Source organism: Martelella sp., from assembly GCF_984369615.1.
Window position 1 is genome coordinate 1 of the sequence record NZ_CFHTCS010000091.1, and the last position, 13,641, is coordinate 13,641.

The 13,641-nt window shown below is 63.5% G+C and carries 12 protein-coding genes; 8 read left to right on the forward strand and 4 right to left on the reverse strand.

Annotated features, from left to right (window positions below; translation table 11 throughout):
* The 5 genes from AC5DC2_RS09685 to AC5DC2_RS09705 form a co-directional block, all read left to right on the forward strand.
* The coding region (locus tag AC5DC2_RS09685) for an ABC transporter ATP-binding protein (protein ID WP_491698324.1) at positions 1 to 1,324 on the forward strand (1,324 nt) is incomplete at its 5' end.
* Entirely contained in the window at positions 1,314 to 2,363 is a 1,050-nt protein-coding gene (locus tag AC5DC2_RS09690) for an ABC transporter permease (protein WP_491698325.1), read from the forward strand. The genes AC5DC2_RS09685 and AC5DC2_RS09690, both read left to right, overlap by 11 nt.
* On the forward strand, positions 2,360 to 3,304 hold the full coding sequence (locus tag AC5DC2_RS09695; protein ID WP_024708811.1) for an ABC transporter permease: 945 nt from the start codon (positions 2,360 to 2,362) through the stop codon (positions 3,302 to 3,304). Before AC5DC2_RS09690 ends, AC5DC2_RS09695 begins: the two co-directional genes overlap by 4 nt.
* Before the next feature lie 218 nt (positions 3,305 to 3,522).
* Complete coding sequence (locus tag AC5DC2_RS09700; RefSeq protein WP_491698326.1) at positions 3,523 to 4,818, forward strand: amidohydrolase family protein; 1,296 nt, start codon at positions 3,523 to 3,525, stop codon at positions 4,816 to 4,818.
* Between the two features lie 93 nt (positions 4,819 to 4,911).
* Positions 4,912 to 5,970: an aldo/keto reductase gene (locus AC5DC2_RS09705; RefSeq protein ID WP_491698327.1), complete on the forward strand. Its 1,059-nt coding sequence runs from the start codon at positions 4,912 to 4,914 to the stop codon at positions 5,968 to 5,970.
* Positions 5,971 to 5,973: 3 nt separating this feature from the next.
* On the opposite strand, the gene AC5DC2_RS09710 is transcribed toward AC5DC2_RS09705, so the two are convergent.
* The 4 genes from AC5DC2_RS09710 to AC5DC2_RS09725 all read right to left on the reverse strand — a co-directional run bounded on the left by AC5DC2_RS09710 (position 5,974) and on the right by AC5DC2_RS09725 (position 10,102).
* Positions 5,974 to 7,005, reverse strand: a complete 1,032-nt coding sequence (locus tag AC5DC2_RS09710; RefSeq protein WP_491698328.1) for an aldo/keto reductase — start codon at positions 7,003 to 7,005, stop codon at positions 5,974 to 5,976.
* A gap of 50 nt (positions 7,006 to 7,055) precedes the next feature.
* Positions 7,056 to 7,697 carry a ThuA domain-containing protein gene (locus AC5DC2_RS09715; RefSeq protein WP_138748823.1) on the reverse strand — a complete coding sequence of 214 codons (642 nt, stop codon included), beginning with the start codon at positions 7,695 to 7,697 and terminating at the stop codon, positions 7,056 to 7,058.
* Between the two features lie 65 nt (positions 7,698 to 7,762).
* The gene (locus AC5DC2_RS09720; RefSeq protein ID WP_491698329.1) at positions 7,763 to 8,863 is read right to left on the reverse strand and encodes a Gfo/Idh/MocA family protein; all 1,101 of its coding nucleotides are present in this window, start codon (positions 8,861 to 8,863) and stop codon (positions 7,763 to 7,765) included.
* A 39-nt stretch (positions 8,864 to 8,902) separates the two neighbouring features.
* A complete protein-coding gene (locus AC5DC2_RS09725; protein WP_491698330.1) occupies positions 8,903 to 10,102 on the reverse strand; it encodes an ROK family protein in 1,200 nt (399 codons plus the stop codon).
* Positions 10,103 to 10,315: 213 nt separating this feature from the next.
* Between AC5DC2_RS09725 and AC5DC2_RS09730 the strand changes: the two genes are divergently transcribed.
* From AC5DC2_RS09730 to AC5DC2_RS09740, 3 genes are all read left to right on the forward strand, one after another.
* Positions 10,316 to 11,611, forward strand: a complete 1,296-nt coding sequence (locus AC5DC2_RS09730) for an extracellular solute-binding protein (RefSeq protein WP_491698331.1) — start codon at positions 10,316 to 10,318, stop codon at positions 11,609 to 11,611.
* 150 nt (positions 11,612 to 11,761) lie between these two features.
* A complete protein-coding gene (locus AC5DC2_RS09735) occupies positions 11,762 to 12,700 on the forward strand; it encodes a carbohydrate ABC transporter permease (protein WP_491698332.1) in 939 nt (312 codons plus the stop codon).
* Positions 12,693 to 13,577, forward strand: a complete 885-nt coding sequence (locus AC5DC2_RS09740) for a carbohydrate ABC transporter permease (protein ID WP_024708802.1) — start codon at positions 12,693 to 12,695, stop codon at positions 13,575 to 13,577. The genes AC5DC2_RS09735 and AC5DC2_RS09740 overlap by 8 nt, the downstream gene beginning before the upstream one ends.
* Positions 13,578 to 13,641: the final 64 nt, after the last annotated feature.

Genomic DNA, 13,641 nt, shown 5'->3' on the forward strand with positions numbered 1-13,641 from the left:
TGGGGCGGTGTTAACGCCCGGCAGCCCGCGCGCGGCCATCCGCGCCGGCGTCGGCATGGTGCATCAGCATTTCTCGCTGGCTCCGAACCTTACCGTGCTGGAAAACGTGATGACCGGGACGGAGAGCCTGTTTTCCTTCGCCTCCGACACGAAATCCGCCCGCCGCAAGCTTGCCGACATCGCCGGCCGCTTCGGCCTTGCCGTCAATCCGGATGCCCGCGTCGGCGATCTTTCGGTCGGCGAACAGCAGCGCGTCGAAATTCTGAAGGCGCTTTATAACGACGCCAGAATTCTCGTACTGGACGAGCCGACGGCGGTGCTGACCGGGCCGGAAGCGGAAAAACTCTTCGCGACGCTGAAGGAGATGGCGGCGCAGGGCCTGTCGCTGATCTTCATCTCCCATAAGCTGGATGAGGTGATGGCGGCGGCCGATCGCGTCGTCGTGCTGCGCGGCGGGCGACAGGTGGCCGAGCGCAAGGCCTCTGAAACCAGCAAGGCGGAGCTCGCGGAACTGATGGTCGGCCGCAAGGTGGAACGGCCCGTGCGCGAGCCGGCGACCCCCGGTCCGGTCGTCCTCGAAGCCGTTGGCATAACGGTCCGGGTCGATGGCGTCGACCGGCTGAAGTCCGTCGACTTCATGCTCCATGCCGGCGAGGTGCTCGGTATTATCGGCGTTTCCGGCAATGGTCAGGCGACGCTGGCGGCACTCCTGAGCGGCACGGCGAAACGGGCGTCGGGCGATCTCGTGCTCTTCGGTCGCGGTGTCGGCGACCTCACCGTGGCCGAGGCCATATCCGAGGGCATTGGCCGCGTGCCGGAAGACCGCAATGGCGAGGGCGCGATCGGCGAAATGGCGATCTGGGAGAATGCCGTTCTGGAGCGGATTTCCGATTATGCGAAAAACGGTCTGGTGCAGCGCGGGGCGGCCATTAATTTTGCCAGCCAGATCATCGAGACTTTCGATGTGCGCGGCGGCACGCCGACAAGCCGCACGCGGCTGTTGTCCGGCGGCAACATGCAGAAGCTCATCCTGGGGCGGAACCTGATCGAGCACCCGAAAATCCTGTTGGCGGCGCAGCCGGCGCGCGGGCTGGACGAGGGCGCGGTTGCCGCCGTGCATGAGCGCATTCTTGAAGCGCGGCGGGCGGGCACGGCGGTGCTGCTGATTTCCGAAGATCTCGACGAGGTGATGGCGCTTGCCGATCGCGTCCAGGCAATCGTCGGCGGCAGGCTGTCGCCGCCGGTTGCCGCCGAAGAGGCCAATACGCAGATGCTCGGCCTGATGATGGCCGGTGAATGGACGGAGAACGCCGATGCGGTTTGAACGGCGCGAACACCGCCCGGCCGCGCTCGTCATCGCAACGCCGTTGATCGCGGTTGCGGCGGCGCTGGCGCTTGCGGGCATCCTGATCGCGCTTGCCGGCGCGCCGGTGCCGGAAGCCTACTGGAAGATCCTCGTCGGCGCCTTCGGCTCGAAACTGTCGATCACCGAGACCCTGACGCGGGCGACGCCGCTGATCCTCACCGGCCTTGCCGCAGCCGTCGCCTTCCGCGCCAGGCTGTGGAATATCGGCGGGGAGGGACAGTTCTATCTCGGCGCGATCGCAACCGCTGCCGTTGGCGCGCATCTGACGGCGGGCCTGCCGGGCTTCGTGCAGATGCCGATCCTGATGGCATCAGGCGCTGTCGCGGGCATGATCCTGCTTCTGGTGCCGCTCTGGCTGAGGCTTCGGTTTTCGGTCGACGAAGTGGTGACGACGCTTCTGCTGAACTTCGTCGCCATCCTCTTCGTTTCCATGCTGATCGACACGGTGCTGAAGGATCCGATGGCCTTCGGCTGGCCGCAGTCGGAAGCCGTCGAGCGGGCCGCGCGCCTGCCGAAGCTTGTGGACCGCTCGCGGCTGCATATCGGTCTTCTCGTCGCCATTGCCTTTGCCTTCATCGTCCATTTCATCCAGTCGCGGACGACGTTTGGCATGCGCTCCCGCGCGGCCGGGCTCAACCCCAGTGGCGCCATCTTTGCCGGCGTGCCGCTCGGGCGCACGCTGGTGCTCGTCGCCATGCTGTCCGGCGGGCTTGCGGGCCTTGCCGGCAGTATCGAGGTGCTGGGCGTCAAGGGCTATGTCACGACCGACCTTTCGCCCGGCTATGGTTATTCCGGCATCGTTGTCGCCATGCTTGCCAATCTCCATCCCATCGGCGTCGTGCTGGCCGCGCTCTTTACCGCCGTCATGTTCGTCGGCGCGGATGGCATGAGCCGTTCGCTCGGCATCCCGACCTATATCGCCGACGTCACCGTGGCGTTGTCGCTGATCTCCATGCTGGTCGCCGTCTTCTTCACGCAGTACAGGGTGCGCCGATGAACGCGATTGTCGATATCCTTGCCTCCGCCGGACTCTGGGCCGCCGTGCTGCGGATCGCGACGCCGCTGATCCTTGGCACGCTCGGCGCGCTGTTGTCGGAACGCTCCGGCGTGCTAAACCTCGGCATCGAGGGCATCATGACCTTCGGCGCGATGATTGGCTGGCTTGCCGTGTTCAATGGCGCGGATCTGTGGACCGGGCTTCTGGTGGCGGCCCTTGGCGGCGCGGTCTTTGGCGCGCTGCATGCCGTGCTCACCGTCACGCTCGGGCTGTCGCAGCATGTTTCGGGCCTCGGGGTAACGCTGTTTGCCTCAAGCTTTGCCTATTACGTCTTCCGGCTGATGGTGCCGGTTTCCGGCTCGCCGCCCACGATCGAGCCGTTTCAGCCGGTCAGTATTCCGGGCCTTTCCGATCTGCCCTTCATCGGCCCCGCCTTCCTCACCCAGACCGCGCCGACCTATCTCGCCATCGCGCTGGCGATCCTGCTGGCCTATGTGCTGGCCAAAACCCCGCTTGGCCTTGCCGTGCGCATGGCCGGCGAAAATCCGCATGCGGCGGAGGCGCAGGGCGTCAATCCTATGGTGATGCGCTATGGCGCGGTGATCGTCGGCAGCGCGCTGATGGGCGTGGGCGGCGCGTTCCTGACGCTTTCGGCCTTCAACTCCTTTTTCCCGACCATGGTGCAGGGGCGCGGCTGGATCTGCATCGCGCTCGTCGTCTTTGCCTCCTGGCGACCGGAGCGGGCGCTGTTCGGGGCGCTGCTCTTTGCCTTTTTCGACGGCTTCCAGCTGCGCCTGCAGACCGCGCTCGATGGCGCGGTGCCCTACCAGATATTCCTGATGATCCCGTATATTCTCTCCATCGCCGCCCTTGCCGTGATGGCGCGCCGCGCCCGCGTGCCGCAGGCGCTGATGCAGCCTTATCGACGCGGGGAAAGATGAGGGGATACGACAATCAATCTCTCCCCTTGAGGGAGAGATGCCCCGACAGGGGCAGAGAGGGGTGAAGCCTCTCGCCATGTTCAGCGTATGCGGCTTTTGCCCGATACCCCCCTCTGCCGCTTTCGCGGCATCTCCCCCTCAAGGGGGGAGATCGATCGCGGCAAGGGGTCGAGACAACAGACCGGCCGGTTTTCCGGCATTACCTAAAGGCCAAGACCATGTTCGATCTCATCATCAAAAACGCCAACCTTCCCGATGGCCGCAGGGGCATGGATATCGGCATTGCCGGCGGCAGGATCGCAGCCATTGAAGCCAATCTCGCGGCCGAGCCGGGCGCGGTCATCGACGCGACCAATCGTCTGGTCTCGCCGCCTTTCGTCGACCCGCATTTCCACATGGACGCGACGCTGTCGCTCGGCCTGCCGCGCATGAATGTCTCCGGCACGCTGCTGGAGGGCATAGCGCTCTGGGGCGAATTACGGCCGACACTGACGAAGGACGCGCTTGTCGAGCGTGCGCTTGCCTATTGCGACCTCGCCGTCAGCCAGGGCCTTCTACATATACGCACCCATGTCGATACGTCTGATCCGAAACTGGTGACCGTTGAGGCGATGCTGGAAGTCAAGGGGAAGGTCGCGCCCTATATCGACCTTCAGCTCGTCGCCTTCCCGCAGGATGGCTACTATCGCGCGGAAGACGGCGTCAAATCGCTGGAACGGGCGCTGGATATGGGCGTCGATGTCGTTGGCGGCATTCCGCATTTCGAACGCACCATGGCCGACGGCGCGAAATCGGTTGAGGCGCTCTGCCGGATTGCCGCCGAGCGCGGCCTGCCGGTCGACATGCATTGCGATGAGACCGACGACCCGCTGTCGCGCCACATCGAGACGCTTGCCGCCGAGACGGTGCGCTTCGGCCTTCAGGGCCGGGTGGCGGGTTCGCATCTCACCTCGATGCATTCGATGGACAATTACTATGTCTCCAAGCTGATCCCGTTGATGGCGGAGGCGGAAATCAACGCCATTCCCAACCCGCTGATCAACATCATGCTGCAGGGCCGTCACGACACGTTTCCGAAGCGGCGCGGCATGACGCGGGTGCGCGAGCTGCTGGCCGCCGGCATCAATGTCGCCTTCGGTCATGACTGCGTGATGGACCCCTGGTATTCCATGGGCTCCGGCGACATGCTGGAGGTCGCGCATATGGCGGTTCATGTGGCGCAGATGTCCGGCGTCGACGACAAGCGGGCGATCTATGACTGCATCACGGTCAATTCGGCGAAGGCGCTGGGGCTTGAGAACTATGGTCTTGAGACCGGCAACCCGGCGAACCTCGTCATCCTTCAGGCCGAGGACGTGGTGGAGGCGCTGCGTCTGAAGCCGACGCGGCTTGCCGTGCTGCGCGAGGGCCGGGTGATCGCGAAGACCGCGCCGAAACTTGCCAGCCTGTCGCTGCCAGGCCGCTCGCCGGAACTCGATCCCGGCATCAACCCGACGGGGCGGCCAGCCTTTTGATGATCTGAACAAATGGCCGGCGAAACCGTTTCGCCGGAGGCACGTCATTTCGGACGGGACAATCAATTTCGCAAAACCGGAAAGGAAAAGCCTATGCAGTACCGCACACTCGGCCGCTCGGGCCTGAAAGTCTCCGCGCTCACGCTCGGCACCATGACCTTCGGCGGCAAGGCTGCCTTCTCCAAGACCGGCAATACCGATCTTCAAGGGGCGAAGCGCCAGTTCGACATGTGTGTCGATGCCGGCGTCAACATGATCGATACGGCTGACGTCTATTCCGCCGGCGTTTCGGAGGAAATCGTCGGCGAGGCGATCGCCGACAAGCGCGACCGCCTGCTGCTCGCCACCAAGGCGCGCTTCCCCGCTTTCGAGCAGGGGCCGAACGATCGCGGCCTCTCGCGCCATCATCTGGTGCGCGCCTGCGAGGCCAGTCTGAAGCGGTTGAAGACCGACCATATCGACATGTACTGGCTGCACCAGTGGGACGGGCAGACGCCGCTGGAGGAAACGCTCGCAGCCCTCGACGATCTCGTCCGGGCCGGCAAGATCCGCTATGTCGGCGTGTCCAATTTCTCCGGATGGCACCTGATGAAGACGCTGGGCATTGCCGAGAAGGAAGGGCTCGTGCGGCCCGTAGCGCAGCAGATCCATTATACGCTTCAGGCGCGTGAGGCCGAATATGAACTGATGCCGATCGCGCTCGATCAGGACATCGGCATCGTCGTCTGGTCGCCGCTCGCCGGCGGGCTTCTCTCCGGCAAATACCGCCGCAACCAGCCGGAACCCGAGGGCACGCGCCGCGCCGCCGAATGGAACGAGCCGCCGGTCCGCGATATCGAAGCGCTCTATGACATCGTCGAGGTGCTGATCGACATCGCCTCCGCCAGGGGCGCGACGCCGGCGCAGGTGGCGCTCGCCTGGCTCTTGGCCCGTCCGGGCATCGCTTCCCTCATCGTTGGCGCGCGCACCGATGCGCAACTCGCCGACAATCTCGGCGCGGCCGAACTGACGCTGAGCGAGGAGGAAATGTCACGACTTGAGGCCGTCAGCCGGCCGCCGCTTCTCTATCCCTACTGGCACCAGGCATGGACGGCCTCCGACCGGTTGTCGAAGGCCGATCTGGCGCTGATCGCGCCGTTTCTGGAGGACTGAGGCTCAGCGCCCGCCCTCGATCTTGCGGAAGCGCTGGGCGACGCCGGCCGGGCCGTAGGGGTAATCCGGCATGGTCTGGGTGCTGACCTCGGTGAGCCGGTTGATCTCCGCTTCCGAAAGCTTCAGGTCTGCCGCGCCGAGATTGTCGGCAAGCTGGGCCTCCGTGCGCGCGCCCAGAATGACGGAGGTGACCGCCGGTTGGGCGGCAAGCCAGGCGAGCGCCACCTGCGCCATGCTGGCGTTGTGGGCTCCAGCGATGTCCTCCAGCGCGCCGAGCACCTCCCAGGTCACGGATTTGGCATTGTGCTTGTCATAGGCCTCCATGCCGCGTTCGGGGTTCTCGCCAAGCCTTGTGGCGCCGGTCGGCATCTGGTCGCGCTTGTACTTGCCGGAAAGCCAGCCGCCGGCGAGCGGCGACCAGGGCAGGAGGCCCATGCCCGCATCCTCGCAGGCCGGCACGATCTCGTGCTCGATGCCGCGCGCCAGAAGATTGTATTGCGGCTGCAGCGTTACCGGCGCCGCAAAACCGCTCGACCTGGCGATCCAGACGGCCTTGGTGAGCTGCCAGCCGATGAAGTTGGAAAAGCCGTAGTAAGCGATCTTTCCGCTCGAAATGGCGTCATCGAGAAACCGCAGGGACTCTTCCAGCGGCGTCAGCGCGTCAAAGGCGTGAAGCTGGTAAAGGTCGATCTGCTCGACGCCGAGGCGCGCCAGCGAGGCATCGAGCGCCTCGGCCAGGTTCTTGCGCGAAAGGCCGATCCGGTTCGGACCGTCGCCCATCGGAAAGCGCGCCTTGGTCGCGACCACCAGTTCCCTGGTGATCCCCGGCTTCTGCTTAAGCCAGCGGCCGACGATTTCCTCCGAGAGGCCGGTCGAATAGACATTGGCCGTATCGATGAAATTGCCGCCGGCCTCCACATAGGCATCCATCAGGCGGAAGGACGTCGCCTCGTCGGCCTCGTCACCGAAGGTCATGGTTCCGAGGCAGAGATTGGTGACGACGGCGCCGCTGTTCCCAAGTCTGCGATATTCCATGATATTCTCCTGTTACTTCGGCGCAGACTATTCTGCGCATGATTGCTCGATCAGCGCGCCGCCCAGTTGGCGCCGCGGCGGAAGATGGTCGCCATCTCCGGAACCTGAAACTCGCTCGCCACATGGCCAAGCGAGGAATAGAAAACCCGTCCCTTGCCGTGGCGGCGCTTCCACACCACGGGCATGACCACGCCGTCGATCCATTCGGCATGGTCGCCGGCAAAAGTGGTGGTCGCCAGCACCTCGTTGGACGGGTCGACATGCATGTAATACTGTTCTGAAGTGTAGGGGAAATCCGAGATGCCTTCCATGATCGGATCGTCCGGTTTCGTGACATTCACCCGGTAGTCGATGATGTTGCCGGGGTGGGCGACCCATTGCCCGCCGATGATGAACTGGTAGTCGACCGAATCGCGAAAGGCGTCACCCGCCCCGCCGTGATAGCCGGCAATGCCGACGCCGCTCTCGACGGCGGCCGAAAGGTTCTTCACCTCCTCCTTCTCGATCTTCGACATGGTCACGATCGGCACGATCAGGCTCAAATCCTTGATCTGCGGGTCGGCGAAGGCCTCGGTGGAATGCTCCACATAGACCTTGAAACCGTCCTCCTGCAGCATGTCGCGGATGATATGGGCGCATTCCTCCGGCTCGTGGCCGCTCCAGCCGCCCCAGACGATGAGTGCTTCGCGCATGTTTGTTCTCCTCTTGGCATCAGCCGGCGCCGCGCCGGCCGGTTTGAATTTCTGTCGCCTTCGGCCTATTTGCCGAGCACGCCGTTGACGAGTGATTCCGACAGCGGCGCAGGACGCCGGACGGATGTGCTGATCTCGACCGTTCGTCCCGTTTCGGCAGCGCGCTCAAAGGCTTCCATCACTTCCAGCACATGCAGCGCCAGTTCGCCGTTTGCGCGATGCGGCCGGTTGTTGCGGATCGCATAGGCCATATCGGCAAGGCCGATCGAGCGGTAATTGCCGTCGGCATAGGGCTGGTCGACGGGGTAGTCCTCGAAGTCGCCGCCCTTCTTCAGCAGCGAGACCGGCCCCTTGAAAAAATTGGGGTCGGGCACGAGCAGCGTGCCCTCAGTGCCGTAGACCTCAATCGGCAGGTGCTTGTGACCGGCAACGTCGAAGCTCATCGTCAGCTGCACCACCGCGCCGTTCTCGAAGGAGAGCGCACCGGCGATATGGGTGGGCACCTTCACTGAGATCATCTCACCGCGGCGCGGCTCGCTGGTGATCGTCCGCTCCTTGCGCAGCATGGTGGCAAAACCTGCCACCTTCCTGACCGGACCGAAAAGATTGACGAGGTCGGTGATGTAATAGGGGCCCATGTCGAGCATCGGGCCGCCGCCGATATCGTAATAGAAATCGGGATTCGGATGCCAGGATTCATGTCCCGGCCGCATGAAGCTCGCCGTGCCGCCGACGGCAAGGCCGAGCGCGCCGCTGTCGACGACCGCGCGGGCCGTCTGGTGGCCGCCGCCGAGGAAGGTGTCGGGGGCTGCGCCGATCCTGAGGCCGGCTTTCTCTGCCGCTTCGGCGAGCCTTTGTCCTTCCGAAAAATTGATGCCGAGCGGCTTTTCCGAATAGGTGTGCTTGCCGGCCGCAAGCGCCTTCAGGCCCACCTCCACATGGGCGCGGGGAATGGTGAGATTGAGGATGATCTCGATCTTCGGGTCCGCCATCAAAGCATCGATCGTGCTGACGGGGACGCTGAATTCAGCTGCCTTTGCTTCTGCTGCCGCCCGGTTGAGGTCGGCGACGCCGCGGATGTCGAGAATGTCGAATTCCGCCATCGCCTTCAGGTAGGCGCCCGAAATATTGCCGCATCCGATGATGCCGATGCCGACTTTTTCCATCTTTCACTCCTCCCGAAAGTAAAAAACGCCCCGCAATGCTCAAAGCGCGGGGCCGGTTGTGCTCCATGGCGATTCATAGAGCTCGTAAAGGGCGACGGCCGCTGCCCCGCGCGCCCAGAAGAAATCGTCGGCGTCATCGAAAACCAGTTCGCTGACATCGGCGAGGGACGGCGGGATCGCGCAGTTGAAACCTTCCGTCAGCCTGTCGATGAAGGGCTTGCCGAGGGCGAGGCTGGCACCCACCAGAATGACGCGGGGCGGGGCGAAAAGCGTGACGATATTGGCGACCGTCACGCCGACGGCCTCACCGGCGCGTTCGGCCGCGGAGATGATCTGCGTATCCTTTGCCGCAATCAGCGTCTGGGCGTGCGAAATACCGCGGCCGAGCCTGATCGCATCGGCGTAGAGCCCTCCGCGGGGGCCTTCGCCCAGAATAGCGCTCTCTCCCGCAAGGCTTGCCAGCCGGGAAATGCCGTCGGCGCTGCTGCCAAGGACGAGGTCGCCAAGATTGTGGCTGAGCCCGCCCGCGCCGCGGAAAAGCTCCCTGTTGTGCAGAACGCCGAGGCCGAGCGAGCGCTCCAGCGAAATCAGCACCATATCATCCAGATGCCGCGCCTTGCCGAACCAGTGGTGGGCGAGCGTCACGGCATGGACGTCGCTTTCCACGATCGTGCGAATGCCGAAGCGCGGCGACATCACCGCGGCGAAATCCACGTTTTCGTCGCTGAAGATCGGACTTGAGCGCACCACGCCGGTGCGGTGCTCGACCACGCCCGGAATGCCGAGGCAGATCATGTCGATTTCGGAAAGCGTCAGCCCCGTATCCATCACGCAGGCGCGCACGCCGTCCTCGACCAGATCGGCGATCACGTCGATCGGCATGTGGTCGATGCGCACCGGCAGCGAGAATTCCGACAGCACTTCGCCGGAGAAGTTGGCGACCACGAAGGTCATGCGCGCGGCGGCGATCTTTGCGCCGACGATGCGCGAGGCCTCGGGGTTGAGTTCCAGCATCACCCTCGGTCGGCCGCGGGCCGCGGCGTTGCGCAGGTCGCCTTCATGGCGCGAGAGGATGAGGCCGTCGTCGATCAGCGACGCGGTGATGGCGGAGACCGTGCTGGTCGACAACTCCGTGCGCCTGCTGATCTCGATGCGCGAAATCGGGCCGTTGCGGCGGATCGTATCCAATACGCTCAGCCGGTTGATGGCCCGCATGAGTTCCGGGTCGGCAGTTTTCATGTTCCTCCCAATGCGCTCTATTTGTCCGCATCGCGAATTAAATCGCCGGAAGTTTTAGTCCCGTTTATCCTCGCCGCGCAAGGGAATTCTCGCCGATTTTCCGACAATTGCGAGGGAAGCGGAGGGAGACGTGGAAAATGGGAGTTGACAAAAATCCAGTCTGGCCGTTTATTTAATCCGGAGACTGAAAAAAGTGCTTTGGGAGGAGTGCAAATGTCAGGACTACGCAAATGGCTGCGCCACAGCGCGGCCGTTGCCGTGAGCATTGCCGCTCTGGCAGCGACCAGCGCGACGGCATCCGCTGATACTACCATCAAATGGCTGCACCTGGAAAACCAGGAGCCGGTCCTCGAGCTCTGGAACCAGATTGTCGACGAATACGAACAGGCCAATCCTGGCGTGACGATCGACATGCAATTCCTCGAAAATCAGGCCTTCAAGGCCAAATTGCCGACATTGCTGCAGTCGTCGGAAGTGCCGAGCATGTTCTATACCTGGGGCGGCGGCGTGTTGAAGGCGCAGGGTGAAACCGGCGTGCTGCGCGACATCACCCCGGCGCTCGATGCCGACGGCGGCAAGTGGCGCAACCAGCTCAATGCCTCGTCCATCGATGGCATGACGATCGACGGCAAGGTCTGGGCCGCGCCGACGCAGACGGGCGTCGTTTCCTTCTTCTACAACAAGGAACTCTTCGAAAAGGCCGGCGTGGACGGCGCCCAGATCAAGACCTGGGATGACTTCATTAGCGCCGTGAAGACGCTCAAGGATGCCGGCATAACCCCGATCGCCGGCGGCGGCGGCGACAAGTGGCCGCTACATTTCTACTGGAGCTACCTCGCCATGCGCGAGGCGGGCCAGGACGGCTTTGCCGCAGCCAAGGCCGGCGAAGGCGACGGTTTTGCCGGAGAACCCTTTGTCAAGGCCGGCGAGCTTGCCGCGGAACTCGGCGCGCTCGAGCCGTTCCAGAACGGCTATCTCGGCGCCACCTGGAATGATGCGCTTGCCGCTTATGGCGATGGCCGCGCGGCGATGATCCTCTCCTTCGAGAGCACCGGCCGCACGCAGGCCAGCAATTCGACCGATGGCAAGGGGCTGGCCGAAGACAATATCGGCATCTTTCCCTTCCCGGTCATCGACGGCGCGCCGGGCGTCGTCACAGACAATCTTGGCGGCCTGACCGGCTGGGCCGTGACCAAGGATGCTCCGCCCGAAACGGAGGGCTTCCTCGAATACTTCACCAGCCCCGATGTCGCCAAGCGCTGGAGCGCCGTCGCCAAGACCATTCCGGTCACGAAGGGCGTGGCGGAAACCATCACCGATCCGCTGCTGAAGGTCAGCGCCGAGGCGCTTTCCAAGGAAACCTGGCACCAGAACTATCTCGACCAGGATCTCGGTCCCAATGTCGGCGCCGTCGTCAACGACATGAGCGTGGCCATCATGTCCGGACAGATCTCGCCCGAAGATGCGGCGCGACAGATCCAGGACACGTTCGAACTGGAAAACATGTAGGACCGGTCTGCGGGCTCCGCCTGTGCGGAGCCCGCAACCTCCGCCTTGCAGTGACCGGGATTGTCGCGTCTTTCCGCTGCGGCTTTCAATGGTCACGCCCAGGGAAAATGGCGCTTCCACGCCGCCGAAAAAGCTCGCGGGAACATCCATATGACGACGACCGACTCCATCCTGCCGCCGCCCGTCGGCGCTGCGCCTCCGGGCAGACCCAGAAGGCGGCGCTCGCTTGCCCACACCAAGCTGCCGGTGCTGGTCATCTTCCTGCCGCCGGCCTTGCTGCTCTTCACCGTTCTGGTGATCTTGCCGATGGGCGAAGCGGCCTGGTACTCCTTCTTCCATTGGAACGGCTACGGCGCTCCCACGAAATGGGTCGACTTCCGCAACTACCAGCTCATTTTCCGCAACGCCGCCTTCAAGACGGCGCTGATCAACAACTTCCTCATCATCTTCGTCTCGATCGTCATTCAACTACCGCTGGCGCTGTGGCTGGCGACCATGGTGACCAAACGGATCAAGGGCGCGCTGTTCTTCCGGCTGATCTTCTTTCTGCCCTATGTGCTTGCCGATGTCGCCGCCGGCATGATCTGGCGCTTCGTCTATGACGGCGATTTCGGTCTGGTCGCGGGCATCTGGCATTTCTTCGGCGCGGAGCCGCCGTTCCTGCTGGCGGATCCCGACACCGCCATGCCTGCGATCCTCGCCGTCGTCGTGTGGAAGTATTTCGGCTTTCACATGATGCTGTTCATCGCCGGCCTTCAGGCGATCGACCGCAGTATTCTGGAGGCTGCCGATATCGACGGGGCGACCGGCTGGCAGAAGTTCCGGCTGGTGACGCTCCCGATGCTTGGCTCCACCGTCAGGCTCTCGGTGTTCTTCGCCGTCATCGGCTCGCTGCAGCTCTTCGATCTGATCATGCCGCTGACGGGCGGCGGCCCATCGAACTCGACCCAGACCATGGTGACCTTTCTCTACAATTTCGGGGTTACCCGCATGCAGGTCGGTTTCGGCAGCGCCGTCGGCGTCATCCTGTTCGTCATCTGCGTCACGCTGGCCTTCGGCTACAAACGGATATTCATGAAAAATGACTGAGATCTCCGAAAGCGCACCGATCGATGCCGCGAAATCGGGCGGCGAGGGCCGAAAACTCTCCGTCAGCACACAGACCTATGTCTATGTCTCGCTGTTGATCGTCGCCGGCATCGTCGTGGTGCCTCTGCTGACGACGGCGCTCGGCGGGTTCAAGACCCTGCCGGACCTGCGCGGCAATCCCTTCGGCCTGCCAGGCGAATGGCAGTGGAGCAACTACACGGATATTCTTCTGTCGCAGCGCTACTGGCTGCAGATGGGCAACTCGCTGCTGATTGCGGCGGTGACCGTGTTCCTCACTATCGTCTTTGCCGCCTGCGCCGCCTTCTGCTTCGCCCATGTGCGGTTCTTCGGCGCCGACTACCTGCTCAACTATTTTCTCATCGGCCTGATGTTTCCGGCGGCGACGGCCATTCTGCCGCTCTATATCCGCATCCGCGACCTCGGCCTGCTCGACACCTACTGGGGCGTAATCCTGCCGCAGGTCGCCTTCGGTCTCGGCATGAGCATCCTTCTGTTCCGCAACTATTTCCGCAACCTGCCGGAAGAGCTGTTCGATGCCGCCTTTGTCGATGGTTGCGGCTATATCGGCTTTTTCTGGCATGTGACCATGCCGCTGTCGCGACCGATCATCGCGACCGTCGGCATCATCGCCTTCGTCCAGAGCTGGAACAGCTACATCATTCCGCTGATCATGCTGAACACGGAAAACCGCTACCCCTGGCCGCTCGGGATCATGGTCTACAAGGGCGAGTTCGCGACCGAGTGGCAACTCGTGCTCGCCTTTATCACGCTCACCATCCTGCCGACGGTGATCGCCTTCTTCGTCGCCCAGAAACACATCATTGCCGGGCTCACCGCCGGCGCCGTCAAGTCGTGAACCCGGGGAGCTTGATCAATATGGCATCCGTCACCCTCAATACTGTCAGAAAGTCCTACGGCGC